Origin of the sequence: Ralstonia sp. 25mfcol4.1, from assembly GCF_900104095.1 — a bacterium.
Classification (GTDB): domain Bacteria; phylum Pseudomonadota; class Gammaproteobacteria; order Burkholderiales; family Burkholderiaceae; genus Cupriavidus.
Genome location: NZ_FNJO01000002.1, coordinates 120,887 through 145,931, shown reverse-complemented (window position 1 = coordinate 145,931; position 25,045 = coordinate 120,887). Strand labels below are relative to the sequence as shown.

Genomic DNA, 25,045 nt, shown 5'->3' with positions numbered 1-25,045 from the left:
CGTTCAAAAGCAGGAGACAACAACATGATGCACACCTTCACGGCCGCCCCGCGCGCGGCTTTCGCTTCCACGTGGCTGCGCCGCCTTGCCGGCGTGGCCGTCGCGCTGGCGGCCGGCATGACGGTCAGCGGTGCCGCCATGGCATCGGGCACGGCCTGGCCGCAACGCGCGGTCTCGGTCGTGGTGCCGTTCCCGGCCGGCGGATCCACCGACACCATCGCGCGCCTGCTGGCCCAGCCGCTCAACGAGAAGCTTGGCCAGCCGTTCGTGGTGGATAACCGGCCGGGCGCTACCGGGGCCATCGGTGCCACGTTCGTCAAGCGCGCGCCGGCCGATGGCTACACGATGCTGGTGGCCTCGATTGGCGTTTTTGCGGTGAATCCGTTCCTGCAGAAGAACCTGCAGTACGACCCGGCCAAGGATTTCGACCTGCTGACGGTGGCGGTGCGCGCACCCAACGTGCTGGTGGCGAATCCGAACTTTCCGGCCGGGTCGCTGCAGGAACTGGTGGCCTATATGAAGAAGAATCCGGGCAAGGTGTCGTTTGCCAGCTCGGGCGCCGGCTCGTCCGACCACCTGACCGCCGCGCTGTTCTGGCAGAGGAGCGGCACCGAGGGCCTGCACGTCCCGTACAAGGGCGGGGCGCCGGCCATCTCCGATCTGCTGGCGGGTCAGGTGGATGTGTCGTTCCAGAACATCAACGCAGTGCTGCAGCACATCCGTACCGGCAAGCTCAAGGCACTGGCCGTGACCTCGGACAAGCGTTCGTCGGTACTGCCGAACGTACCGACCATGGTCGAGGGCGGCGTCAAGGACGTGGATGTGTATTCGTGGCAAGGCGTGGCCGCGCCCAAGGGGCTGCCGGCTGACGTGAAAACCCGCCTGCACGGCGCCATCGTCGGCGCGCTCAAGGACCCGGGCATGCAGAAGAAGCTCAGCGAGCAGGGCTTCGAGGTTGTCGCCAACACGCCGGAACAGTTCGCCGAGTTCGAGAACCAGGAACTCAAACGCTGGAAGACCGTGATCGAGCAAGGCAAGATCACCGCCGAGTAATGGCGCCGCCGTCCGGCCGGCATTGCAATACCGCATCTCTCCACGGAAGTCGTTGGACATCGGCCCCGCCTGCATGGCGGGGTTTTTCTTTGGGCGCGTGATGGCCTGCGGGATGTCCTCATGCCCCGACTGAAGAGGGGGGAAGCCAGCTTCGCCCTAAACAATCGCAGGACATTTCCGATAACGATTTGGGCAGTAATAGGCCTGCGGCATGCCGAAAATCTGACAGATTTGATCTGCGTCAGTAAAATTTTGCGCTTTTGCTATTGATGAATCTGGGCCGCTGGTCCATTTTGCCGAGTCGGCAAATCGCCGACCATTGACGCTATCTGGAGAAAGTGAAGTGAGGAATCTGAAGAGCTGCTGCCTGGCCGGGATCGTGGCCGCGATGGGCCTGGCCGGTTGCGCGACCGAAACGTCGACCGCCCTGCCGGTGCAGAAGGTGGAAAGCGCGAGCCGTCCGTTCAACGGCGTGCGGACCCCGATCGCCGTGGGCAAGTTCGATAACCGCTCCAACTACATGCGCGGCGTGTTCTCGGACGGCATCGACCGCCTGAGCGGCCAGGCCAAGACCAGCCTGGTGACGCACCTGCAGCAGACCAACCGCTTCAACGTGCTGGAGCGTGAGAACCTCGACGAAATCAAGCGCGAAGCCACCATCAAGAACCAGGCCCAGAAGCTCAAGGGTGCCGATTTCGTGGTGACGGGCGACATCACCGAGTTCGGCCGCAAGGAAGTGGGCGACGTGCAGCTGTTCGGCATCCTGGGCCGTGGCCGCGAGCAGGTGGCCTACGCGAAGGTCAACCTGAATATCGTCAATATCACCACGTCGGAAGTCGTGTACGCCACGCAGGGCGCGGGGGAATACAAGCTGTCGAACCGCGAGGTGATCGGTTTTGGCGGAACGGCGAGCTTCGACTCGACGCTCAATGGCAAGGTAATGGACCTGGCCATGCGCGAAGCCGTGAACAACCTGGTCAACGCGATCGAAAGCGGGGCCTGGAAGCCCGTTCAGCAGTAAGCCGTTACCAACAAAAAGCGAGAAAAACATGAAGCAATGGGTCACGCTGCGCAACGCGGCGTTTTTGTCGGCGGCCGGCCTGCTGGCTGGGTGCGCCGGTCCGCAGTCGATGTACCAGTGGGAAGGCTATCAATCGCAGGTCTACGAGTACTTCAAGGGTGAGTCGAAGGAAGCGCAGATCACCGCGCTGGAAAGCGGCCTGGAAAAGATCAAGGCCAAGGGCGGTTCGGTGCCGCCGGGTTATCACGCCCAGCTTGGCATGCTCTACCTGAACGTGGGCAAGGGCGATCAGACGGTCAAGGAATTCCAGACCGAAAAGACGCTGTTCCCCGAGTCCACGCCGTACATGGACTTCCTGATGCGCAATATGAAGACCGACGAGCGCAAGGAAGCGGGCGCCACCGCCGCACCGCAGGCCAAGTTGCTGGAAACCACGGCCGCCGCCAAGTCTGACGTCACCGCAGGGAGCACCAAATGATGCGTCGCCTTCTGACCTGTATCGCCACCCTTGGCACGGTTGCGCTGTTCGCCGGCTGCGCCGTGCCGACCAGTCACGTGAATTACGCGGCGTTCAAGCAAGCTCGCCCGCGTTCGATCGTGGTGCTGCCGCCGCTGAACGAGTCGCCTGACATCAAGGCCACTTACGCGATGCTGGCGCAGGCCACGTATCCGCTGGCCGAATCGGGCTACTACGTGCTGCCGGTGGCGCTGGTCGACGAAACGTTCCGCCAGAACGGCCTGACCGTGCCCGGTGATATCCACACCGTGCCGGTGCCCAAGCTGCGCGAGATCTTCGGGGCCGACGCGGCGCTGTATGTGACCGTGACCGACTACGGCTCGCGCTACCAGGTGCTGAGCAGCGTGACCCGCGTGGCCGCGAATGCGACGCTGGTGGACCTGAAGACGGGCGATGAACTCTGGAGCGGCAGGGCGGTGGCGGCGCAGGACAGCAGCAGCAGCGGCGGCGGCCTGATCGGCATGCTGGTCACGGCAGCCATCAACCAGGCGATGAACCACCTGACCGACGCCAGCTATCCGGTGGCCGGCACCGCGAGCGCACGCCTGCTGTCGGCCGGGATGCCCAACGGCATCCTGTACGGCCCGCGTTCGCCGAAATATCAGTCGGACTGAGGCGAGCTGAGGCGGACTGATCTGGCCGCCTCTGGGCGGCCAACAAAAAAATGCCGCAGCACTGGCTCCAGATCGGAGCGGTGCCGCGGCATTTTTCATTTGTCTTGGCGGAAGCGGTGAGATTCGAACTCACGGATGGGTCACCCCATCGGCAGTTTTCAAGACTGCTGCCTTAAACCACTCGGCCACGCTTCCTTTCGGATTGGATACCGGGCGCGGCGTGTCATCCGCCATGCCCGGCCGCGCATTATACAAGGTCGCAGGGCCGTGCAGTGTGCGGCTTGATGGGCGCATACCAGGCCGCATGGTTGACTGGTCCATCATTTCGTCGGCCCGAATGCGTCAGGCACTGGCGCAATTGTCGGTCTTTGTCGGACAGCGCGGAACCATGTTGTGGCGGTAAGGTTCCTAGAAAGGACGATTTGCGGGCGCTCGCCGCGCAGGTCCACCTTTCCAAACGCCTCAATCAGCTATCAGAGGAGAATTGATCATGCAGGGACAACACAAGGACAACAAGGACACGCCCAGGTCGTGGCTGGCGCTTGGCAGCCTGGGTGCACTGGCGCTGGCCGCTGGCCTGGCCGGCTGCGCACAGCCTGGTTACGGCGGCTACGGCAACTACAACACGGCTCCGCCTCCGCAGGCGTATCAGCAGCCGGGCACCAACAGCTATCAGGCGCCGAGCGGCTCGGTCTTTACCGGACGCGTGGAATCGATCGAGCCGATCCAGACGACGCAGGGCAGTTCGGGCCTGCTGGGCACCGTGATCGGCGGCGCGGCTGGCGGCCTGCTGGGCCACCAGGTCGGCGGCGGGCGCGGGCAGACCGCCGCCACGATCGTCGGTGCCGTGGGTGGCGCCGTGGCAGGCAACCAGATCGAGAAACGCGCCGGCAGCAATACGTCCACCGCCTACCGCGTGAACGTGCGGCTTGACGATGGCCGCGTGGCCACGGTGACGCAAAGCAATCTGGGCAACCTGCGCGTGGGTGACCGCGCACGCGTGGCCAACGACATGGCGACGCCGTACTGATCGTCGGTCAGTCAGCGCAGCACATGGCAAAAGCGCCACACCTGTTCAGGGTGTGGCGCTTTTGTTTTGACTTGGCCGAACTACCACGAGCCACGCCGGCTCAATCCTTGAGGAACATCTCCTGCAGGTCATTGAGGAATCGGCGGCCAAGTTCGGTCGGCTTGATCGTGGTGGGATCCGCTTCGAGCAGCCCCTTCTTTTCCGCCGCGGCCAGCTGCTTGCTGATCGTGTGCAAGGGCAGGCCGGTGTAGTCGTGGAAGCTCGATGCCGGCACGCCGTCGGTCAGCCGCAGCGCATTGAGCATGAACTCGAATGGCAGTTCGTCCGCGCCAACCTCGCGGGCTTCCTGCACGGCGTTGCCGGCCATGGCCTGTTCCATATATGTGGCCGGATGCTTGTGGCGCATCTGGCGCAGGATACGGTTCGGGAACGACAGCTTGCCGTGCGCGCCGGCGCCGATCCCCAGGTAATCGCCAAAACGCCAGTAATTGAGGTTGTGCCTGGCCTCGCGATGCGTGCGGGCATAGGCCGACGTTTCGTAATGGCGGAAGCCCGCCTGTGCCGTGCGCGCCTCGATGATGTCCTGCATCTCGTAGGCGATGTCCTCGTCCGGCAGGGCCGGCGGATACTTGGCGAACAGCGTGTTCGGCTCCAGCGTCAGGTGGTAGAGCGACAGGTGCGTGGTGCCATAGGACAGCGCCGCTTCCAGATCCCGCACGCATTCGTCGATGGTCTGGCCGGGCAGGGCGTACATCAGGTCCAGATTGACGTTGTCGAAGTGCTTCAGCGCGATGTCGATGGCCGCCCGCGCTTCGCGCTGGCCGTGGATACGCCCCAGTGCCTGCAGGTGCCGGTCGTCAAAGCTCTGGATGCCGATCGACAGCCGGTTGATGCCGCTGGCCCGGTAGTTCGCGAAGCGTTCGGCCTCGAACGTGCCCGGGTTGGCCTCCATCGTGATCTCGGCGTCGGCATCGAGCGGTAGCAGCGCGCGGATGTCGGACAGCAGGCGGTCCATGCCCGCCGCCGACAGCAGGCTGGGCGTGCCGCCGCCGATGAACACCGTATGCACCGGCCGGCCCCACACCAGAGGCAGCGACTGCTCCAGGTCGGCACGCAGCGCATCGAGATACATGTCTTCGGGGATGTCGTGGCTGTCGTTCTTGCCCGGCGCCGCATGCGAATTGAAATCGCAGTACGGGCATTTGCGCACGCACCAGGGGATATGGACATACAGCGACAGCGGCGGCGAGCCGGGCAGGGTGATCTGGCCCGGTTTGAGCCAGAGCTGCTGGTTGCCGGCCGGCGACACGTCAGCCGGCTTGCTGCTGCCGGCAGGGATGATCGGGATCATGTGCCTACCTTGAGGCTTGCGGCCTGCAGCCGTGCCACCAGCCCTTGCAGGGCCAGCGCGCGATGGCTGATGCTGTTCTTCTCTTCCGCGCTCAGTTCGGCGGCCGTCTTGCCGATCCGGGGCAGCAGGAAGTGCGGGTCGTAGCCGAAGCCGCCCGCGCCGCGCGGGGCGTCCACGACTTCACCCGCCCACGTGCCTTCGGCGATGATCGGACGCGGATCGTCGGCATGGCGGACCAGCACCAGCACGCAGTAATAGTGGGCGCGGCGGTTCAGCTTGCCGGCCAGCTGCGAAATCAGGTGCGCGTTGTTGGCAGCATCGGACTTCGGCTTGCCCACCATCTGCGCGTAGCGGGCCGAATAGACGCCGGGCGCGCCATCGAGGGCGTCGACGCAGATGCCCGAGTCGTCGGCCAGCGCCGGCATGCCCGACAGGCGGCTGGCATGGCGGGCCTTGGCCAGCGCGTTTTCGACGAACGTGACGAACGGCTCCTCGGCTTCCGGGATGCCCAGTTCGCCCTGCGGCACGACGTCGAATCCGAGCGGCGACAGCAGCGCGCTGAATTCGCGCACCTTGCCGGCGTTGTTGGAGGCCAGGACCAGGCGTTGCATCGTCATTCCCTCCCGCGCGTCAGGCGCCAAGCGCCTGCTTCTGATGGCGCACCAGTTCGGCGATGCCTGCTTCGGCCAGACGCGTCATGGCATCGAGGTCCGCGCGGCTGAAGGGCGCGCCCTCTGCCGTGCCCTGGACTTCGACAAAGCCGCCGCTGCCCGTCATCACCACGTTCATGTCGGTGTCGCAGGTGCTGTCCTCGGCGTAGTCGAGGTCCAGCACTGGCACGCCATCGACCATGCCGACCGACACCGCGGCCACGAAGTCGCGGATCGGGCTGGCCTGGATCGCGCCGTTGCGCAGCATGGTGCCGATGGCGTCATGGGCGGCCACGAAGGCACCGGTGATGGCGGCCGTGCGCGTGCCGCCATCGGCCTGCAGCACGTCGCAATCGAGGTGGATCGTATATTCGCCAAGCGCGGACAGATCGAACACCGAGCGCATGGCCCGGCCGATCAGGCGCTGGATTTCCTGGGTGCGGCCGGTCTGCTTGCCGCGCGCGGCCTCGCGGTCCGACCGCGTGTGCGTGGCGCGCGGCAGCATGCCGTATTCGGCGGTGACCCAGCCTTCGCCGCTGCCCTTCTTGTGCGGCGGCACCTTGGCCAGCACGCTGGCCGTGCACAGCACCTTGGTATCGCCAAAGGCACTCAGTACCGAACCTTCGGCATGGCGGGTGTAGTGACGGGTCAGGCTGATGGGTCGCAGCGCGTCGGCCGCGCGTCCGCTGGGTCGCATGGGGAATCTTTCGTTGGAATCGGGTAAGACCGCGATTCTAACGCCGGCGGGCGCATCGCGCGCCTGCCGGCGTCTCCCGGTGCCGTCAGCGCATCAAATTGGAGGTCTTGTCGATGGCCGCGCGGATCTCCGCGATCGAGCGTTCGATTTCTTCTTCTGACAGCAGGTCGGTCTCGGTGCCGGTGCGTTCCAGGATCGACGTCGTGAAGGCGTTCAGCGGCAGCGTGTCGGTCAGCACCGCGTCCTCGTTGGGCACGGTGGCGTCGGCTTCCCACATCATGGCGATGGCTGTGGTGTTGTCGGCACCTTCGCCGGCGTTGGCCAGTGCCTGCTCGATCAGGTCGGGGATGGCGTGGACCACCGACAGGTGGGTCACCTTGTCGACGATGACCTTTTCGTCCAGCACGCCCCACAGGCCGTCCGAGCACAGCAGCGCCACATCGCCAGGCTCCAGCCGCACCGGGCCGCCGATATCGATCAGCGGCAGGTTGGGCGACCCGAGGCAGTTGTAGAGCTTGTTGCGCTCCGGGTGGTTGGCCACTTCCATGGGCAGTACCCGTTCCTGCTGAAGCAGATTCTCGATCTTGGAGTGGTCGCGCGTGCGGGTCAGCAGCGCGGCCTTGCGCATCAGGTAGAAGCGGGAATCGCCGGCGTGGGCCCAGTGGATCTGGCCGTTCTGGATCAGGCAGCAGACCACCGTGGTGCGGGGTACATCGGCCAGCTTGTTGGCTTCGGCGTAGCGATGGATCTCGCGGTGCGCCAGCATGACCGTGTCCTGCAGGAAGTCTGCGGGGTTGCGGATCGACGGGCGGGCCTGCGACTGGAACTGGCGTGCCAGCGTCTGCAGCGCCTGCTGCGCGGCGACTTCGCCAAAGGCATGGCCGCCCAGGCCATCGGCCAGCACCATGAGCAGGGCATCGCGTGTGAAGCAATAGCCCATGCGGTCCTGGTTGATCCGGCGGCCGCCTTTCCGGCTTTCCTGGTAGACGGAGAATCGCATTGCGGTAATTCGTGTCGGGTTCGTGCGTTAGTCGCCGCTTCGGCCGGTTTCTTCGGCGTGAACGGGCTTTGCGGCGGTCGGCTTGTCGATGTTCTTGTCGTCGCGGCGGCGCAGCAGCGTCATGAAGCGGCTGGTGGCATTGACGCGCTCGCCGGCCGTCGCCACGGGGGCGCTGGCCGCCGCGGCGGCCGATTGCTCACCGAGCGCATTGCTCTGGTCCCGCAGCTCCTTCTGGAGCCGGAACACGCTCTGCGGCCGTTCGGACGGCGTCAGGCGCAGACACCATTCGACCAGGTCGACCAGGCCGTTGGTGTAGGTGGCGCGCAGCCGCGAGAAGGATTCGGCCATGCGGTCATCCTTCTCGCGCTGGTTCGCCTCCTGCGGCGGCATGCCGGCCATGCACGCGTACAGCGTGGCGCCCAGGCTGTAGATATCGGTCCACGGGCCCAGCTCGGAATGCTTGCCATAGAGTTCGGGCGCCGCGAAGCCGGGGGTATACATCGGCTGGAAGCGCGCGTTCTCCATGGTCAGGATCTGCCGGGCGGCGCCGAAATCGAGCAGGATCGGCGATTCGTCCTCGCGCAGATAGATGTTGCCGGGCTTGATGTCCAGGTGCAGCAGTTTGTGAATATGCACTTCGCGCAGGCCGCTCATCAGGTCGTGGAAGACCTTGCGGATGAACCGTTCGCGCAGCACCTTCGGCTTGCCTTGCTGCCGGGCCTGCAGGATATGCTCCTGCAGCGTCTTGCCCAGCTCGTAGTTCATCACCATGTAGACGGTGGAGTTCTCGCGGAAGAAGTTCACCACGCGAACCACGCTCGGGTGTGAAATACGCGCCAGCGAGCGGCCTTCCTCGAAGAAATACTTCAGGCCAAGGCGGAACGAGGCGGCGTTTTCGTCGGGGACGACCGGAATCAGCTCGCCGGGGTTGCGGCGCGCCAGAGAAGACGGCAGGTATTCCTTGATGGCAACCGGTGCGCCGGTCTCGTCGGTGGCGAGGTAGACGAAACTGAACCCCCCGCTGGCCAACTTCTTTACAATACGGTAGTTGGCAAGCAGCGTGCCGATAGGGAGCGGCGCGCTCTTGGGTTGGTTGGCGCCCTTGGACTCTGTCATAGGATTCGGGACCTCATTTGCTCCCGGATTCTCCGGTCTAATCGGTCACTTGTAAAGAAATCATTAGCGGGGAGTGTTGCCAAAACTCCGCGCTTTCCGACCGCCGCTTTCCCATTGATTTTTCGGGCGATTTACCGCCTGTACGGCCGCGCTGGCCGGGCCCTCGGCCCCCGTTTTCGTACCGAATCCTGATTTTTCGACTCTTTCGCGAGATTAACGACGATGATCCACAGCATGACAGGCTATGGCCTGGCCACCCGCCAGGCACCGCTGACCAACGCCCAGGGCGAACCCAGCGGCCGCACGGCTTCGGTTTCCGTGGAATTCCGCACTGTCAATTCGCGTTTTCTCGACCTCCTGTTCCGTGCGCCGGAAGAGTGCCGCGCCTTCGAGCCGGCACTGCGTGAAATGCTGATGGGCGAGCTGTCGCGCGGCAAGCTCGAATGCCGAATCAACCTGCAGCGCACCGACACCGGCGGCGCCACGCTGGCGCTGAACCAGGGCCTGCTGGACCAGATCCGCGCCCTGGAATCCACCGTGGCCGGCACCTTCGCCGGCGCCGGCACCATGCGCATGGGCGAGATCCTGCGCTGGCCGGGCGTGCTGGTGGAGCCCGAGCTGTCGCAGGAAGCCCTGCGCGAAGCCGTGACCGGTGCCGCGCGCGAAGCCCTGAAGCAACTGCTGGAGGCCCGAAGCCGCGAGGGCGCCGCGCTCAAGGCCACGCTGGAGGAGCGTATCGACGCCATGCTGGCCATCGTCGAGCGCCTGACGCCGATGATTCCCCAGCTGATCGCCCACCATCAGGAAAAGCTGACCGAGCGCCTGCAGGAGGCCTTCAACCTGGCCGCGCCGAACGGCATGCCGTCGATGAGCCGCGAAGAAGTGGCCGAGCGTATCCGCCAGGAAGCCACGGTCTACGGCATCCGCATCGACATCGCCGAAGAGCTGTCGCGCCTGCAGGCCCACCTCAATGAAACGCGGCATATCCTGAAGAAGGGCGGCCAGGTCGGCAAGCGCCTGGATTTCATGATGCAGGAGCTCAACCGCGAGGCCAACACGCTGGGCTCGAAGGCCGCTGCCAAGGAACTTGCCGATGCGTCGATGGAGCTCAAGCTCCTGATCGAGCAGATGCGCGAACAGATTCAAAACCTCGAATAAGATCATGAGCGACACCACCCACACCGCCATCGATACCGCCTATCCCGGCAACCTGTTCATGGTGGTGGCACCGTCAGGGGCCGGCAAATCCACGCTGGTCAACGCGCTACTGGCGCAGGACCAGTCCATCCGCCTGTCGATCTCGCACACCACCCGCAAGCCGCGCCCCGGCGAGCAGAGCGGCCGCGAGTACCACTTCACCACGGTCGAGGAATTCCGTGCCGCGCGCGATCGCGGCGAATTCCTGGAATGGGCCGAAGTGCATGGCAACTACTACGCCACCTCGCGCGTCTGGATCGAGGAGCAGATGGCCCAGGGCAACGACGTGCTGCTGGAGATCGACTGGCAGGGCGCGCAGCAGGTCCACAAGCGTTTTTCCAACGCCATGGAGATCTTTATCCTGCCGCCGTCGCTGACCGCCCTGGAAGAGCGCCTCAAGAAGCGGGGCCAGGACGAGCCGAACGTGATCGTGCGGCGCTTGCTGGCCGCCGGCAGCGAAATGGCCCATGCTTCGGAGTCCGATTACGTGATCATCAACGAGGTTTTCGAGGACGCGCTGAAGCAGCTCCAAAACGTCGTTCACGCGACCCGTTTGCGCTTTTCGTCGCAGAAGGCCCGTCACGCCGAGCTGTTTATCGAGCTCGGCATTCATTGATTGCAGGCCCGTCGCCGGAAGGTTCCGGCGGCGTGCTGTAAAATACCGGCCTGTCGAACAGGTTTTATCCCAAGGTGGATTTGATATGGCGCGTATTACCGTCGAAGATTGTCTGAAACACATCCCGAACCGCTTCGAGCTCGCGCTCGCCGCGACTTACCGGGCACGTCAGCTCGTGCAAGGCCACACGCCCAAGGTTGAGGCGAAGGACAAGCCCACCGTGGTCGCGCTGCGCGAAATCGCGACCGGCCAGGTGGGTATCGAGATGCTCAAGAAGGTACCGACCTGATTGCCAGGGCGGCCCGTGGTTCATTCATGCTTCGCGTGCGTACGCATCCCGCCGCGCATCCGGTTGAATTCCAGGGGCTGCCATGCCTTCGTCGCCGACCGATCCCGCCATTGCTCCCCCGGCCAACGCCGGGGCCGGGCTTTCGCGTGCATTGCCGGCGGCGAAGCATCCTGGCGCCGTGCCGGCTCCGGCCGGTGCGGTCGCCACGCCTGTGGCGCCCGGCGCACCGCTGCCCGGTGTCGTACCGGTTTCCACATCCCTGCCTCCGGCGCCTTCCGCGCCTGCCGGCCGTAGGCGTCCCGGAATTCCTCCCGTGACAGCCCGTACCGGTGCTCCCAATTTGCCCGATCCGCTCGGCGACAACGTCGTCGGCGAGCGTGCCGTCGTGCCTCCCATCCAGCAGGGCAAGGCGCGCGCGGCGCTGGCCAATGAACTGGTAGCCGAACCGGTGGCCGGTACCGTGCCGGCCACGCCGGGCGGAGACCTGTTCATCGATGCGGTGCTGGCGCAGTCATACCGGCATTTCTTCGGTCCGACGTCGCAGCCGGCGGTGCCGCCGAGGCAGCAGGTCATCTCGATCGCGCGGCTGATGGAAAAGCTGGCTTACCTGAAGCCGGCTGACCAGGCCGTGGTGCGAGAGGCTTTCCAGTTCTCGGACGAGGCGCACCTGGGGCAGTACCGCCAGAGCGGCGAGCCGTACATCACGCACCCGGTGGCCGTGGCCGAGCTGTGTGCGGACTGGAAGCTCGACGTGCAGTCCATCATGGCGGCGCTGCTGCATGACGTGATGGAAGACCAGGGCATCACCAAGAGCGAGCTGGCCGAGAAGTTCGGTCCGAAGGTCGCGGAACTGGTCGATGGCCTGACCAAGCTGGACAAGCTCGAATTCCAGAGCCGCGAGCAGGCGCAGGCGGAGAGCTTCCGCAAGATGCTGCTGGCGATGGCGCGCGATGTGCGGGTGATTCTGGTCAAGCTGGCCGATCGCACGCACAACATGCGCACGCTTGATTTCGTGCCGCCCGAGAAGCGGCGCCGGATCGCGCTGGAAACGATGGAGATCTACGCGCCGATCGCGCACCGGCTGGGTCTCAACACGATTTACCGCGAGCTGCAGGAGCTGTCGTTCAAGGTTGGGTCGCCATTCCGCTACGCCACGCTGGAAAAGGCCGTCAAGGCCGCGCGCGGCAATCGCCGCGAGGTGGTCCGGCGCATCCTGGAGGCGGCGCAGGGCGCGCTGGGCGATGCCGGTATCGTGGCCGAGCTGTCGGGGCGCGAGAAGACCCTGTACAGCATCTATCGCAAGATGCACGACAAGCAGTTGTCGTTCTCGCAGGTGCTGGACGTCTACGGGTTCCGCGTGGTCGTGGAAACGCAGATGCACTGCTACATGGCGATGGGCGCGCTGCACGGCCTGTACAAGCCGATGCCGGGCAAGTTCAAGGACTACATCGCGATTCCGAAGATCAACGGCTACCAGTCGCTGCACACGACGCTGGTGGGTCCGTTCGGCACGCCGGTGGAGTTCCAGATCCGCACGCGGGGCATGCACCAGATTGCCGAGGCCGGCGTGGCGGCACACTGGATGTACAAGCACCAGGCCGACCATGCCAACGATATCCAGCAGCAGGCCCACCAGTGGCTGCAGTCGCTGCTCGATATCCAGAGCCAGACCGGCGATTCGCAGGAATTCCTGGAGCACGTCAAGATCGACCTGTTCCCGGATGCCGTCTACGTATTCACGCCGAAAGGCCATATCCGTGCGCTGCCGCGCGGCGCCACGGCGCTGGACTTCGCATACGCGGTACACAGCGACCTGGGCAACCAGTGCGTGGCGGTCAAGATCAACAACGAACTGCTGCCCCTGCGCACCGAGCTCAAGAGCGGCGATATCGTCGAGGTAGTGACGGCGCCGTACTCGAAGCCGAATCCGGCCTGGCTGGCGTTCGTGCGGACCGGCAAGGCACGCGCGGCGATCCGCCACTACCTCAAGACCACCAAGCTCGACGAGGCCATCCAGCTCGGCGAGCGCCTGCTGGACCAGTCCGCGCGCCAGCTCGGCATCGAACTGAAGGCCGTGCCGCAGTCGGTGTGGGAGCGCATGATCCAGTGGACGGGCAACAAGGTGCGCGAAGACATCTTCGCCGACCTGGCGCTCGGCCGGCGCGTGCCGGCAGTGGTGGCCCGGCGCATGGAGATCCTGCTGCAGGAGCTGTCCGGCGATGTGGACAGCGCGTTGCTGGCTGCGGTGCAGACGTTCGCGGGGGAGGAAGCCCCGGCCGTGCCGATCACCGGCGACGAAGGCATGTCGATGATCTTCTCGGCGTGCTGCCGTCCGATTCCGGGCGACTCGATCGTCGGCTATCTGGGCAAGGGCGAAGGTCTGCAGATCCACGTGCAGGACTGCAAGGTGGCCAAGCGCCTGCACAGCAAGGACCCCGAGCACTGGATCGAGGTCATGTGGGCCAAGAAGACCACGCGTGCCTTCGACGTGTCGATCAAGGTCATGGTGCGAAACGTGAAGGGCATCGTCGCGCGCGTGGCAGCCGACCTGACCGCCGCCGACGCCAACGTGGCCCACGTGGCGATGGAGCAGCAGCAGGTGGCGGGGCATCAGGAAGCCACGTATATGCAGTTCGTGATCCAGGTGCAAAACCGTCTGCACCTGGCCAACGTCATGCGTACGCTGCGTCGGAATCCGGATGTGATCCGCATTTTCCGCGACCGGAACGACGGGTAAGAGACGCCAGGACAACGATCCCGGCGATTCTCGCGATTCCGGCGTCCTCTGCGTTACTGCACGGTCCTTTCCGGGTATTTCACTTCCAGAATGTCGATCTGTTCGATGCCGGCCGGCGTGCGCAGCGGCACGGTGTCGCCTTCGCGCGCCTTGATCAGGGCCTTGGCGATCGGTGAAATCCAGCTGACGTGGTTGCTGTCCAGGTCTACCTCGTCCATGCCGACGATCGTGATCGTGGTTTCTTCGCCCGACTGGTTTGCGTACGTGACCGTCGCGCCGAAAAAAATCTGGTCGTTGTCGCCCTGCAGCGATGGGTCCACCACCTCGGCCTTGTCGAGCCGCCGTGTCAGGAAGCGGATGCGCCGGTCGATCTCGCGCAGACGCTTCTTGCCATAGAGGTAGTCGCCGTTTTCCGAGCGATCGCCATTGGACGCGGCCCATGACACGATCTGGACGATATCTGGTCGCTCCACATCGATCAGGTGCATCAATTCGTCGCGCAGGCGCTTGTAGCCGGCGGCGGTGATGTAGTTCTTGGTGCCGGCGGGCAGCGGTGTCGCGCCCTCGGGAAGATCGTCGTCGTCATCGTTGGACGACTCTTTGACAAATGCCTTGTTCATGTTCCGGATCACTTCATGAATCTTCGATTATAGGAAGTTGCGTTCCTCGCCCCCCGCCGATGAAAAAAATGCGCGAAGGGGCTTCACAAAACTGAAAACTTCTATATAATCTCTTTTCTCGGTTGCGGCTGTAGCTCAGTTGGATAGAGTACTTGGCTACGAACCAAGGGGTCGTGGGTTCGAATCCTGCCAGCCGCGCCAACCTATACGAGAGAAGGGCTTCCGGAAACGGAAGCCCTTTTTTCATTTCCCCTTCCCGTTCCCCTCCCGCTCCTTCCTTCCCCCTTCGCGCCTCTTCGCTGTCTATGCTGTATGCATGGTCGGCCGGAACACCTGCGCACTGGCCGGCTCCAACTTCAATCCTGATCGCTACTCACGGAGGCAACACATGCAACAGGACGACTGGCGCGTGGAAGGCTATCGCGGCATGGACGCATACGTACTGGTGACCTCGCATCACGATGCCGTCGCCGGCAGCGTGGGCGATACGCAGACATGGGGGTACGAAGTACGGGTGGCGCAGGAGGGCATGGACCCGGCCGATGCCGGCGACACCGAGCGGCTTGCCAGTGGTGCGCACGTCTTCGCCACGCGCCACGCTGCGGAAGTGGCGGCATTTGCCGCAGCCTATGCGCTGATCGACAAGCTGGTGGTTTCAGGGCGATAGGCTGGGCTTGGCCGCCGGTCGCCCGCTGCAAAGTTCCTTGCGATACGTGCAATGGCGTATCACAGGCCGATTCCGGCCTCATTGGTTTTGACTTGATCCAGGTCATTCGTGGATCGGGGGGTAGCTCCTAGTCTGGTACTGAGGCGCGCCGCGGTGCGCGCCAGCAGTAGAAAACAAGGAGCGCGCCATGCCTGAATACGAAGGATTAAAGATCGTCTACGAAGTGATCATCCTGCCCAAGGACAAGTGGGCCATCATGATCGAGATCATTCGTCGCGAGGATGGCGAGGTTCTGATGGCGCGTCACAACCCGTTTCCGCGCCAGCCGTTCGATACCAAACTCGAGGCGCTCGATCATGTGAACCGCTATGTGGCCGAGGCCGTGAAGAACCTGGAACGTGACAACGTGAAGCCGTTGCGGCGTCGCGCATAAGCGTCGTCATCGGAGGATGCGCGGCACATTGCGCGACATCACTGGGGATGAACAGAGGCCTCCAGGTATCTGGAGGCCTTTTTCTTCGTGCTGGTGCATGAAACGCTTGCCATGTGCCCCAGATTACTGCATAATCTCTTTCTTCAGACGCGGGGTGGAGCAGTCTGGCAGCTCGTCGGGCTCATAACCCGAAGGTCGCAGGTTCAAATCCTGCCCCCGCAACCAGATACTCGAAAGGGCTACACATGATGTGTAGCCCTTTTGTTTTTCCGCCTCCGGCTTTTCCCTTGGGAAAGGGAATCAGGCCTTGACCAGCGACGCGGCGCGCTGGAACGTATCGCGTACCTGCGGCTGGCCTTCGCGTTCGGCAGCTTCGGCGCGGTCCTTGAGTCGGGACGTCAGCACGGCAAGATTGCCACCGCCGCCGCAAGCGCGTGCGGCCTCGTTCATCACCTGCGTCAGTTCCTGGTTCACGTCGGCGCCATCGAAAGCACTGACGGACAGGGCCGACACGCGCTCCAGAAAGCTGTTGACCAGTGCTTCATCATGTTGCGGTTCGGGCATGGCGGCTCCTTGGCGAACAACGAAAACACTGAAATTGGAATTCCGGGACGTCCGGACCGACCCTCGTCGTGCGGATCAATGCCGCGGGGGCAACTGCGGCGGCGCGATACGTCGTCGGGCTGGCTTCAGCACGCGCGTCGGCCACAACACGTAGTTGGTGTGCGGATCCATCGGCTTGCCGAAATAGGAAACCCATACCTGCACGCCGTGTTCGGTCTCGGACACGATGGCGGCCACTGCACGGGCCGCGACAGACGGGGATTTCAGCAGGTCGGCCAGGGCTTCGACGCCCTGGACCACATGGTGCTTTACCCCCTTGAACCACACGTATTGACGCATGGCAGCAAGAAATCGCTTGGTCATGAATGCTGCTCTTCTCGTTGGCGATGCGAATTGAGACCACAGCTTACACGGATAGTCGTGACGGTTTTGTAGGCTAGCGTCTGATTTTCTCTCGGCGCACGATCACATGTGACGTGTGCGCTCCATCGTGACACTGTCGCCGCTTCTGTCATGTACGGCGGCAAATTGACAAGCTGTGACAGTTGTCTTAGCGTGGTTGCATATGCTGCACAAAATCTAACGTTGTCCTGGGCCCGCTGGGCGTGGAGGCAAGTGTGGAAAACGTGGCAGAGCTTGAAGAGCGGCTCGCACGCGGCAAGGCCTTGCGTCAGCAGGTGCCGCGACGCACGCAGGAATCGGTCGGCAATGTCGATCGCGATCCGGTTCGCCTGCTGGAGGAAAGCAGCGCCGGGCGGGTAGAGCGCCTGATCCCTCTGCGCTACGGACGCATGATCGCGTCGCCATTCACCTTCTATCGCGGCAGTGCCATCATTCAGGCACACGATCTGGCCGGCACGTCGAACACGGGATTGATCCATCAGATCTGCGGCGATTGCCATCTGTCGAATTTTGGCGGATTTGCGACGCCCGAGCGCGCGCTGCTGTTCGACGTCAACGATTTCGATGAGACCAGCCCGGGCCCCTGGGAATGGGACCTGAAGCGCTTGACCGCCAGCTTCGTGGTAGCGGCGCGCCATCTGCGCCATGGCACGGCGGCCGCCGACAACCTGGTCTTCGAGGTAGTCACCAGCTATCGCGAACGCATGGCCGAGTACGCGGAGATGGGCATCCTGGAAACCTGGTACGACCGCATCACGTTCGAGCGGCTGCTGGAAAGCACGGACGATCCCGATATTCAGAAGCGCGTCAGACGCGCCATGGAGCGCGCCGCGGAGCGCACGCATGAAAGCCTGCTGCCCAAGCTGTCCGAACACGATGGCGAGCGTTGGCGCATTCTCGACGCGCCGCCCGCCGTGTTCCATGTGCGGGGCGCGCAGACGCTGTTCCGTGCCGAGGACGATTGGCTGGCCGTCGACAATCCGCGCGAGATCGTCGAAAAGTGCTTTGCCGACTACGTCTCGACGCTGGCCCGCGACAGGCGCGAACTGCTGTCGCATTTCAAGCTGCATGACATGGCCTTCAAGGTGGTGGGCGTCGGCAGCGTCGGCACGCGCTGCCTGATCCAGTTGATGATCGACAGCCACGGCAAGCCGCTGTTCCTGCAGGTGAAGGAGGCCACCCGTTCGGTGGTGGCGCGCTACTTCAAGTCGGCGGCGGTCTCGCATGAAGGGCGCCGGGTGGTGGAGGGGCAGCGCCTGATGCAAGCCGCCAGCGACCTTTTCCTGGGCTGGTCGAAGGGGCCGTTCGGACGCCATTTCTACATCCGCCAGCTGCGCGACATGAAGTTCTCGGCCGACATCGAACTGATGGACGTCAACGTGCTGTCCGCCTATGCCCGCGTGTGCGGCTGGGTGCTGGCGCGTGCCCATGCCAAGGCCGGCGGCCTGGCGGCCGAGATCAGCGGCTACCTGGGCAGCAATGACCGCATGGCCGAATCGATGATCGCCTATTCGAATGCCTATGCCGACCAGGTGGAGCGCGACTACGACCTCTTCGTCAAGGCGTGCCGCTCGGGCCGGCTCGAGGCCCGCACGGACGCCGACATGGCCGCCGATTTCCGCGTTTGACCCGGCCCGACCCAACCGAACCCGTTAATCCCAGGAGTGCGCGATGACCGAAGATCTGCTGCTGCAACTGATGGTGGAGGTGGAAAAGGCCGATCCCATCGACTACGCGAACCTGCCGTTCGATGACGAGAAGCTGCGCGCCCTGGCCTGCAGGATCATTGCCGAACGCTCCACCGAACTGGAAACCTCGGGCTTGTCGCAAGAGGCGCTGCTGGCCACGCTGTGGGCGTCCACGGCCAAGCTGGTACTGGAGAACATCGTGCTCAATGCCCGGCTGCTGACCCTGCAAGGCAAGGCCGAGGATGCGCGGGTGCTGATCGACCGTATCGCCCGGCAATCGCGCGGCAAGCCCTGAACGCGCCGGCCTTCGGCGCGACTCATGCATCACACGATGCGTGGGCGTCGCCGTTTGGCTAAAATAGCGCGTTTTCCGCTCCCAAGCCGTCCCCCGACGGCCAGCCGGTCACGCCGGGGGCGGGGGGTTTGTCGTGGAGGGATTTCGGGTGATCAAGTGGATAATCGTCGCCGCCTACGTGGGTGCCATCCTGTATGTGCATTTCCGCGGCAAGGTACGGCTGCCGTTCATGCGCCAGGTGCTTGACCATTCGGCACTGGTGGCACCGGTCAATTGCTTCATGTACATGTTCTCGGGCGTGCCGCGCACGCCGTACATCAGCGTCGACCGCTTTCCTGAGCTGGAGAAACTGCGCGCCGCGTGGCCGCAGATTCGCGACGAGGGCATGGCCCTGATCGCAATGCGCAAGATCAAGGCCGCCGACAAGAACGATGACGCTGGCTTCAATTCGTTCTTCAAGTACGGCTGGAAGCGGTTCTATCTCAAGTGGTACGAGGCCCAGCATCCGTCGGCTGAAACGCTGTGCCCGAACACCGTGGCGCTGCTGCGCGAGATGCCGTCGGTCAAGGCGGCGATGTTTGCCGAACTGCCGCCGGGCGGCAAGCTCAACCCGCACCGCGACCCGTTCGCCGGTTCGCTGCGCTACCACCTGGGCCTGTCCACGCCGAACGACGATCGCTGCTTCATCGAAGTGGACGGCGAGCGCCACAGCTGGCGCGACGGGCAGGGCGTGGTGTTCGACGAGACCTACCTGCACTGGGCCGAAAACAAGAGCGAGACGGACCGCCTGATCCTGTTCTGCGACATCGAACGCCCGATGCGCTATCGCTGGGCCGCCGCGGTCAACCACTGGATGGGCCGCAAGGTGATGACGGCCGCCAGCTCGCCGAACGACGAAAACGACCAGACCGGCGCGATCAACAAGCTGTTCCGCTTCGTATGGCTGGGCGGCCAGTATCGCCGCCGCTTCAAGTCGTGGAACAAGAACCTGTACTACGTGACCAAGTTCGGCCTGATCATCGGCGGTGTGGCACTGATCGTGTTCCTCTGATCCTCGGCTTGCCGCTACCGCTGAACTGGCGGCAGTGCAAACAAAAACCGGCAGATGACTGCCGGTTTTTTTTTCGTCCTGGGGTTTTCGTGCTCGGCGCGTCAGCGCGACTCGGATTCGCGCTGACGGCGCTCGTTGCCCAGTTCCTCGTAGTGCGCCCGCTTGGCCTCGTACATGCGATGGTCGGCCAGCTTGACCGTGTCGGTCAGCCGGTCGCCCTGGGCGCACGTGGCCGTGCCGATCGAGAACGACAGCCGCGCGCCGGGGTAGAACTGGTTGTTCAGCCCGACGACTTCCTGGATCTGCTCGACCACGGTCGCCGTGCCGCGTTCGTCGCGGCCGGGCAGCAGCACCATGAATTCGTCGCCGCCGATGCGCGCCACGCAAGCCTGCTCACCCACGGCCTTCTTCAGCACCTCGCCGGTGCGGCGCAGCAGCGCATCGCCATCGCCGTGGCCGAACTGGTCATTGATGGCCTTCAGGCCGTTCAGGTCCACCGCCACCACGCTGACCGGCCACGGGCCCTTGCGGCCCAGGCGGGCCAGCTCGTCCTCGTAATAGGCGCGGTTGTAGAGCTTGGTCAGCACGTCGTGCTTGCCCAGGAACTCCACGTAGGCCTCGGCCTTCTTGCGCGCGGTGATGTCGGTCAGCGACACCAGCACCTGGTCCCAGTCGGCCTCGCGGCCAGGGAAGACCGACCACTGCATGAAGACGTCCACGGACCGACCGTCCAGCGCGTAGTTGATGACTTCGCGCTGCTGCCAGAGCTTTTCGTGCCACAGGTCGATCAGCTGCTCGGCAAAGTGGATGCGCATGTCGTCGCGGAACACGTCGCCCAGGCGCGACAGCAGGATTTCCTTGCTGGGCGCGCCGAACATGGTCAGCGTCTGCTGGTTGACGTCGAGCACGCGGATTTCCTGCATGCAGCGCGAGACGAAATCGGGATGCACGTTCAGGAAGGTGCGGAAATCCGTGATGCCGGCCGCGCGCACTTCGTCCAGCAGCATCTTCACGGCGCTGAAGTCTTCCACCCACAGCGACACGGGCGAATGCTCGAACAGCCCCACCGCATATTGCTGGGCGCGGCGCAGGTCGCGCTCGGTGCGCACGCGGGCCGTGATGTCCTCGATCGACAGCAGCACGCGCGACCAGTCGGCCTCGTGGCCGGGCATGACCGTGGCTTCCAGGCGGATGTCGAGCCGTTCGCCGTCCAGCGTGTAGTTCACGGTCTGGCTGGAAAAGTGGTTGCCGCCGTCCCAGAGCTGGCCCAGTTCCTCCACGTGCTGGTCGAACATGTCGTCGCGGAACACGGTGTCGAGGTTGGCTACCAGGTCGGCAAGGTCGCTGGCGCGGAACAGGTCCAGCGTGCGCTGGTTCACGTCGAGCACGCGGATCAGCGCCGAGCAGCGCGCCACGTCGTCGGGGTTGTCGCGCAGGTGGCGGCGCAGGTCGGTCACGCCATCGGCTCGCAGTTGTTCAAACGCCCGGCGCACCGCGCTGAAGTCTTCCAGCCAGAGCGACACGGGCGCCAGCTGGAACAGGGTTTGATAGTCGTTGTCGAGCCGCGAGGCGGCGGTTGCGTGCCCCAAGTTGTTCTCCCTGTTTATGATGGATGGCGTATCGCGCACTAGGATAGGCGAGCGCGCGCCGCTTGTGGGGAGAAATCTAAAGAAACGGCGATGGATCCGGCGCGGATGTGGTTGGCGCGCGCCAGGCGCCGGGTGCCCCCCGGCCGCCAGTCCACCAGTCCACCAGTCCGCCACCCGGGCCGTCAGCCCGCCAGCCTGCGCGCTGCCGCGGCCACGGTGTCGAGTGCCCGCTCCAGTTCCGGCGTGCGCAGGTTACCGCAGTTCAGCCGCAGAAAATGGTTGAAGCGGTTCGAATTCGAGAACATGGCGCCCGGCATCACGCGGATACCGTCGCCGATCACCTGCTCGAACACGGCCTCGGACGACACGCCGCCGGGCATTTCGACCCACAGGTGCAGGCCGCCGCGCGGCAACGTGAGCCGTGTGCCGGCCGGGAAGGTGGTGGCCACCCGCTGCGCCATCCATTCGCGCTGCACGCGCAGTTGCGTGCGCAGCCGCCGCAGGTGGCGGTCGAACGCGCCGGTGCCCATGTACTCGGCCACCGCGATCTGCGTCAGCATCTCGTTGGGCCGCGACAGGCCGAATTTCAGCATTTCCACGCGCGCCTGCCACTTGCCGGCCGTGATCCAGCCCAGCCGCATGCCGGGCGCCAGCACCTTGTGCAGCGACGCGCAGTGGATCACCGTGCCGGTGGTATCCCACGCCTTGGCCGCCGGCAGCGGGGCATCGTCGTCGAACGTGGCCGAACAGCAGTCGTCCTCGATCATGGCGATGCCGCGCGCGGCGCACCACGCCACCAGCCGCTGCTTGTGCGCGTCGGGCATGACGCAGCCCAGCGGATTCTGCAGGTTCGGCACCACGCAAACGGCCTTGATGTTGGCGTAGGTCTGGGCGGCCAGTTCCAGCGCCTCGAGCGAAATGCCGGTCTGCGGGCTGCACGGGATCTCCAGCGCGCGCATGCCCAGGCTTTCCAGGATCTGCAACAGACCGTAATAGGTCGGCGATTCCACGGCGATCACGTCGCCGGGGCCGGCCACCGCGCGCAGGGCCAGTGTCAGCGCCTCGGTGGCGCCGTGCGTGACGACGATTTCCTCGGGCGACACGTTGATGCGCGACCGCAGCGCGTGGCGGGCCAGCGCCGCCCGGAAGGCCGGATGTCCATCGGAATCGACCGAGCTGCCGAACAGCTCCGGGTAGCGGCGCAGGGCCCGCGTGGCCGCGTTGCGCAGCGCATCGGTGGGGTACAGCTCGGGCGCCCCACAGGCGCCGCCAAGGTTGATCCGGTGATGCTTGCTGCGGGCCAGGATGGCAGAAATGCGCTGGTGGATGCCCACGTACTGCGCCGGATCGGGCAGGCCGGGCACCGGCTCCTCGATGGGCGCCAGGGCCGGTTGCGCCGGCGCGCAGACAAAGTAGCCCGAGCGGGGCCGCGCTTCGAGCAGGCCGGCCGCCTCCAGTTCGCGGCACGCCTGCAGCGCGGTGGACAGGCTGACGGCGTGCAGCCCCATCAGCGCCCGCACCGACGGCATGCGATCGCCCGGCACCAGCGTGCCCGCCGAGATCGCCTGGCGATAGTGGCCCGCCAGCTGCTGGTAGAGCGGGCCGGACGCGGGCGGCGGGAGGGGGCGGGCGGCGGAGGCCGGGGCGACGGCAGGGGCAACGATGGACATGGCGGCATCTTCGCGCAGGCGCGACGGTTGGAACAGATACAGATGGTACGCCGCTGTATCGTAACAGCGCCAAAGTTTCGGATCTGTTCTGGTCGCGAAAGGCACGCTTGTGCCTGTTGCCCCCGCGGGCGCGCCGATACGCTGGTGGCACGTTTTTCATTCGCGAAGGAGTGCCGCCATGTCATCCCCCGACACCATTTCCAGAGACGTCCAGACCATCGTCCTGGCTGCCGGCCAGTGCCTGAGTCTGCACCTGAAGGCCGGCGCCGTCGTGCATGTGCAGCAAGGCCGGGTGGCGGTGGCGGGCGCGCCGCGCTGGCTGGCCGAGCAGATGTGCCAGGTGCCGCGGAATCTGTGCGCCGGCGGTGTCTGTGTGATGGATACGGCAGGTTGGCACCAGCTCGTGGCGCAAGGGCCGGTGCAGCTGCGGATCGTGACGCCGGCGGCGCGCCCGGGGCTGTGGTCGCTGCTAAAATCGCGGCTCGGCCGTTCTGGCCTCCTGCTGGGTAACGCCCGGCCACCAGACATCCAGGCCGCAGAAGAATCGGTACCCCATGCTACGTCTCAGTGAAGTCAAACTGCCGCTCGACCACGTCGAGAGCGACCTCGAGGCTGCCGTGCGCAGCCATCTGGCCCAGATCGGTGTCAAGGGCGACGGCCTTGTCGGATTTACGGTGTTCCGCCGCGCGCATGATGCCCGCAAGCGCGACGATATCAAGCTGACCTACATCATCGACATCGAAGTCAAGGACGAGGCCGCGGCAGTCAAGCGCATGCAGCGCAAACCGAACTGGAGCGTCACGCCGGACATGGCGTACCACTTCGTGGCGAAGGCGCCCGAAGGCGGCCCGAAGTCGCGTCCGGTGGTGATCGGCCTGGGACCGTGCGGGCTGCTGGCCGGCCTGCTGCTGGCGCAGATGGGCTATCGCCCGATCATCCTGGAACGCGGCAAGGAAGTGCGCGAACGCACCAAGGACACCTTTGGCCTGTGGCGCAAGAGCGTGCTGAACCCGGAGTCGAACGTCCAGTTCGGCGAGGGCGGCGCGGGCACGTTCTCCGACGGAAAGCTCTACAGCCAGATCAAGGACCCAAAGCACTACGGCCGCAAGGTGCTGGAAGAATTCGTGCGCGCCGGCGCGCCCGAGGACATCCTCTACAAGGCGCGGCCCCACATCGGCACGTTCCGGCTGGTGAGCATGGTCGAGAAGATGCGCGCCGAGATGCTGGAACTGGGCGCAGAAATCCGCTTCGAGACGCGCGTGGACGATATCGACATCGACAACGGCCAGGTGCGTGGCCTGAAGCTGTCCAACGGCGGCTACCTGCCGTGCGACCACGTGATCCTGGCCGTGGGCCACAGCGCCCGCGACACGTTCCACATGCTGCATGACCGGGGCGTGTTCATGGAAGCCAAGCCGTTCTCGCTGGGCTTCCGCATCGAACACCCGCAGGGTCTGATCAACCGCAGCCGCTTCGGCAAGTTCGCGGGCAACAAGCTGCTGGGCGCGGCCGACTACAAGGTGGTGCACCACGCCAGCAACGGCCGTGCCGTGTACAGCTTCTGCATGTGCCCGGGCGGCACCGTGGTGGCGGCGGCGTCCGAGCCGGGGCGCCTGGTGACCAACGGCATGAGCCAGTATTACCGCGCCGAGCGCAACGCCAACGCCGGCATCGTGGTGGGAATCACGCCCGAGGAGGACTTCCCGGGCGGTCCGCTGGCCGGCATCGCATTTCAGCGAAAGTGGGAAGAGCGCGCGTTTGAACTGGGCGGTAGCGACTATCGCGCGCCGGGCCAGCTGGTGGGCGACTTCATTGCCGGACGTGCGTCCACGTCGCTGGGGTCGGTCGAGCCGTCGTACAAGCCGGGCGTGACGCCCACCGACCTGAGCACGTCGCTGCCTGACTACGTCATCGACGCGATCCGCGAGGCACTGCCCGAGCTGGACAAGAAAATTGCCGGGTTTGCCATGCACGATGCGGTGCTGACGGGGGTGGAAACGCGTACGTCGTCGCCGTTGCGCATCCGCCGCAATCGCGACGACTACCAGAGTGTCAACGTGCGCGGCCTGTATCCGGCCGGCGAGGGGGCCGGCTATGCGGGCGGCATCTATTCGGCGGCTATCGACGGCATCGAAGTTGCCGAGGCCGTGGCGCTGCACATCGAGAACGGACGGTGAC

Annotated in this window: 26 protein-coding genes and 3 tRNA genes; 18 read left to right on the top strand and 11 right to left on the bottom strand. The window is 64.8% G+C overall.

Going from position 1 to position 25,045, the window contains the following annotated elements:
* Window positions 1-27: 27 nt before the first annotated feature.
* The 4 genes from BLQ58_RS03765 to BLQ58_RS03750 all read left to right on the top strand — a co-directional run bounded on the left by BLQ58_RS03765 (window position 28) and on the right by BLQ58_RS03750 (window position 3,205).
* Window positions 28-1,053, top strand: coding sequence for a Bug family tripartite tricarboxylate transporter substrate binding protein (locus BLQ58_RS03765; RefSeq protein WP_092595499.1), 1,026 nt, complete (start codon window positions 28-30; stop codon window positions 1,051-1,053).
* Window positions 1,054-1,441: 388 nt separating this feature from the next.
* The gene (locus BLQ58_RS03760; RefSeq protein WP_092595497.1) at window positions 1,442-2,074 is read left to right on the top strand and encodes a CsgG/HfaB family protein; all 633 of its coding nucleotides are present in this window, start codon (window positions 1,442-1,444) and stop codon (window positions 2,072-2,074) included.
* Between the two features lie 28 nt (window positions 2,075-2,102).
* Entirely contained in the window at window positions 2,103-2,552 is a 450-nt protein-coding gene (locus BLQ58_RS03755; protein WP_092594725.1) for a DUF4810 domain-containing protein, read from the top strand.
* Window positions 2,549-3,205 carry a DUF799 domain-containing protein gene (locus BLQ58_RS03750; RefSeq protein WP_092594723.1) on the top strand — a complete coding sequence of 219 codons (657 nt, stop codon included), beginning with the start codon at window positions 2,549-2,551 and terminating at the stop codon, window positions 3,203-3,205. The genes BLQ58_RS03755 and BLQ58_RS03750 overlap by 4 nt, the downstream gene beginning before the upstream one ends.
* A 105-nt stretch (window positions 3,206-3,310) precedes the next feature.
* On the opposite strand, the gene BLQ58_RS03745 is transcribed toward BLQ58_RS03750, so the two are convergent.
* Window positions 3,311-3,400: transfer RNA gene (locus BLQ58_RS03745), tRNA-Ser, on the bottom strand.
* Between the two features lie 295 nt (window positions 3,401-3,695).
* On the opposite strand from BLQ58_RS03745, the gene BLQ58_RS03740 reads away from it, so the two are divergent.
* Window positions 3,696-4,235 (top strand): outer membrane lipoprotein, encoded by a 540-nt coding sequence (locus tag BLQ58_RS03740; RefSeq protein WP_092594721.1) that lies wholly within the window; start codon window positions 3,696-3,698, stop codon window positions 4,233-4,235.
* 100 nt (window positions 4,236-4,335) lie between these two features.
* Here BLQ58_RS03740 and hemW read toward each other — a convergent pair whose 3' ends face one another.
* From hemW to BLQ58_RS03715, 5 genes are all read right to left on the bottom strand, one after another.
* Entirely contained in the window at window positions 4,336-5,586 is a 1,251-nt protein-coding gene (hemW, locus tag BLQ58_RS03735) for a radical SAM family heme chaperone HemW (RefSeq protein WP_092594719.1), read from the bottom strand.
* Window positions 5,583-6,197, bottom strand: a complete 615-nt coding sequence (rdgB, locus tag BLQ58_RS03730) for an RdgB/HAM1 family non-canonical purine NTP pyrophosphatase (protein WP_092595495.1) — start codon at window positions 6,195-6,197, stop codon at window positions 5,583-5,585. Before rdgB ends, hemW begins: the two co-directional genes overlap by 4 nt.
* A gap of 19 nt (window positions 6,198-6,216) precedes the next feature.
* On the bottom strand, window positions 6,217-6,933 hold the full coding sequence (gene rph, locus BLQ58_RS03725) for a ribonuclease PH (RefSeq protein WP_092594717.1): 717 nt from the start codon (window positions 6,931-6,933) through the stop codon (window positions 6,217-6,219).
* Between the two features lie 85 nt (window positions 6,934-7,018).
* The gene (locus BLQ58_RS03720; RefSeq protein WP_092594715.1) at window positions 7,019-7,933 is read right to left on the bottom strand and encodes a PP2C family protein-serine/threonine phosphatase; all 915 of its coding nucleotides are present in this window, start codon (window positions 7,931-7,933) and stop codon (window positions 7,019-7,021) included.
* 27 nt (window positions 7,934-7,960) lie between these two features.
* The gene (locus tag BLQ58_RS03715; RefSeq protein WP_092594713.1) at window positions 7,961-9,049 is read right to left on the bottom strand and encodes a serine/threonine protein kinase; all 1,089 of its coding nucleotides are present in this window, start codon (window positions 9,047-9,049) and stop codon (window positions 7,961-7,963) included.
* 222 nt (window positions 9,050-9,271) lie between these two features.
* Between BLQ58_RS03715 and BLQ58_RS03710 the strand changes: the two genes are divergently transcribed.
* From BLQ58_RS03710 to BLQ58_RS03695, 4 genes are all read left to right on the top strand, one after another.
* A complete protein-coding gene (locus BLQ58_RS03710) occupies window positions 9,272-10,207 on the top strand; it encodes a YicC/YloC family endoribonuclease (protein WP_092594711.1) in 936 nt (311 codons plus the stop codon).
* A 4-nt stretch (window positions 10,208-10,211) separates the two neighbouring features.
* Entirely contained in the window at window positions 10,212-10,862 is a 651-nt protein-coding gene (gene gmk, locus BLQ58_RS03705) for a guanylate kinase (protein ID WP_092594709.1), read from the top strand.
* Window positions 10,863-10,947: 85 nt separating this feature from the next.
* Entirely contained in the window at window positions 10,948-11,151 is a 204-nt protein-coding gene (rpoZ, locus tag BLQ58_RS03700; RefSeq protein ID WP_092594707.1) for a DNA-directed RNA polymerase subunit omega, read from the top strand.
* Window positions 11,152-11,464: 313 nt separating this feature from the next.
* Entirely contained in the window at window positions 11,465-13,888 is a 2,424-nt protein-coding gene (locus BLQ58_RS03695; RefSeq protein ID WP_092594705.1) for a RelA/SpoT family protein, read from the top strand.
* A gap of 53 nt (window positions 13,889-13,941) precedes the next feature.
* On the opposite strand, the gene greB is transcribed toward BLQ58_RS03695, so the two are convergent.
* Window positions 13,942-14,508, bottom strand: coding sequence for a transcription elongation factor GreB (gene greB / locus BLQ58_RS03690; RefSeq protein WP_092595493.1), 567 nt, complete (start codon window positions 14,506-14,508; stop codon window positions 13,942-13,944).
* A gap of 124 nt (window positions 14,509-14,632) precedes the next feature.
* Here greB and BLQ58_RS03685 point away from each other — a divergent pair.
* From BLQ58_RS03685 to BLQ58_RS03670, 4 genes are all read left to right on the top strand, one after another.
* Window positions 14,633-14,709, top strand: a tRNA-Arg gene (locus BLQ58_RS03685).
* 187 nt (window positions 14,710-14,896) lie between these two features.
* On the top strand, window positions 14,897-15,175 hold the full coding sequence (locus tag BLQ58_RS03680; protein WP_092594704.1) for a hypothetical protein: 279 nt from the start codon (window positions 14,897-14,899) through the stop codon (window positions 15,173-15,175).
* A 187-nt stretch (window positions 15,176-15,362) separates the two neighbouring features.
* Complete coding sequence (locus BLQ58_RS03675; protein WP_092594702.1) at window positions 15,363-15,608, top strand: hypothetical protein; 246 nt, start codon at window positions 15,363-15,365, stop codon at window positions 15,606-15,608.
* A 148-nt stretch (window positions 15,609-15,756) separates the two neighbouring features.
* Window positions 15,757-15,833: transfer RNA gene (locus BLQ58_RS03670), tRNA-Met, on the top strand.
* Between the two features lie 75 nt (window positions 15,834-15,908).
* On the opposite strand, the gene BLQ58_RS03665 is transcribed toward BLQ58_RS03670, so the two are convergent.
* On the bottom strand, window positions 15,909-16,172 hold the full coding sequence (locus tag BLQ58_RS03665; RefSeq protein WP_092594700.1) for a hypothetical protein: 264 nt from the start codon (window positions 16,170-16,172) through the stop codon (window positions 15,909-15,911).
* A gap of 75 nt (window positions 16,173-16,247) precedes the next feature.
* Window positions 16,248-16,535 carry a hypothetical protein gene (locus tag BLQ58_RS03660; RefSeq protein ID WP_092594698.1) on the bottom strand — a complete coding sequence of 96 codons (288 nt, stop codon included), beginning with the start codon at window positions 16,533-16,535 and terminating at the stop codon, window positions 16,248-16,250.
* Between the two features lie 254 nt (window positions 16,536-16,789).
* On the opposite strand from BLQ58_RS03660, the gene BLQ58_RS03655 reads away from it, so the two are divergent.
* The 3 genes from BLQ58_RS03655 to lpxO all read left to right on the top strand — a co-directional run bounded on the left by BLQ58_RS03655 (window position 16,790) and on the right by lpxO (window position 19,608).
* Complete coding sequence (locus tag BLQ58_RS03655; RefSeq protein ID WP_092594696.1) at window positions 16,790-18,202, top strand: DUF2252 domain-containing protein; 1,413 nt, start codon at window positions 16,790-16,792, stop codon at window positions 18,200-18,202.
* 43 nt (window positions 18,203-18,245) lie between these two features.
* The gene (locus tag BLQ58_RS03650; protein ID WP_092594694.1) at window positions 18,246-18,557 is read left to right on the top strand and encodes a hypothetical protein; all 312 of its coding nucleotides are present in this window, start codon (window positions 18,246-18,248) and stop codon (window positions 18,555-18,557) included.
* A 148-nt stretch (window positions 18,558-18,705) separates the two neighbouring features.
* Entirely contained in the window at window positions 18,706-19,608 is a 903-nt protein-coding gene (gene lpxO / locus BLQ58_RS03645) for a lipid A hydroxylase LpxO (RefSeq protein WP_092594692.1), read from the top strand.
* Between the two features lie 101 nt (window positions 19,609-19,709).
* Here the strand turns inward: lpxO and BLQ58_RS03640 are convergent, their stop codons facing one another.
* Both BLQ58_RS03640 and BLQ58_RS03635 read right to left on the bottom strand, forming a co-directional pair.
* Entirely contained in the window at window positions 19,710-21,197 is a 1,488-nt protein-coding gene (locus tag BLQ58_RS03640) for a sensor domain-containing diguanylate cyclase (protein ID WP_092594690.1), read from the bottom strand.
* A 182-nt stretch (window positions 21,198-21,379) separates the two neighbouring features.
* A complete protein-coding gene (locus BLQ58_RS03635) occupies window positions 21,380-22,867 on the bottom strand; it encodes an aminotransferase-like domain-containing protein (RefSeq protein WP_092594688.1) in 1,488 nt (495 codons plus the stop codon).
* Window positions 22,868-23,045: 178 nt separating this feature from the next.
* Here BLQ58_RS03635 and BLQ58_RS03630 point away from each other — a divergent pair, with 178 nt between their 5' ends.
* Window positions 23,046-23,438 (top strand): hypothetical protein, encoded by a 393-nt coding sequence (locus BLQ58_RS03630; protein ID WP_092594686.1) that lies wholly within the window; start codon window positions 23,046-23,048, stop codon window positions 23,436-23,438.
* Window positions 23,422-25,044: an NAD(P)/FAD-dependent oxidoreductase gene (locus tag BLQ58_RS03625; protein ID WP_092594684.1), complete on the top strand. Its 1,623-nt coding sequence runs from the start codon at window positions 23,422-23,424 to the stop codon at window positions 25,042-25,044. Before BLQ58_RS03630 ends, BLQ58_RS03625 begins: the two co-directional genes overlap by 17 nt.
* The last annotated feature ends 1 nt before the right edge of the window (window position 25,045 follow it).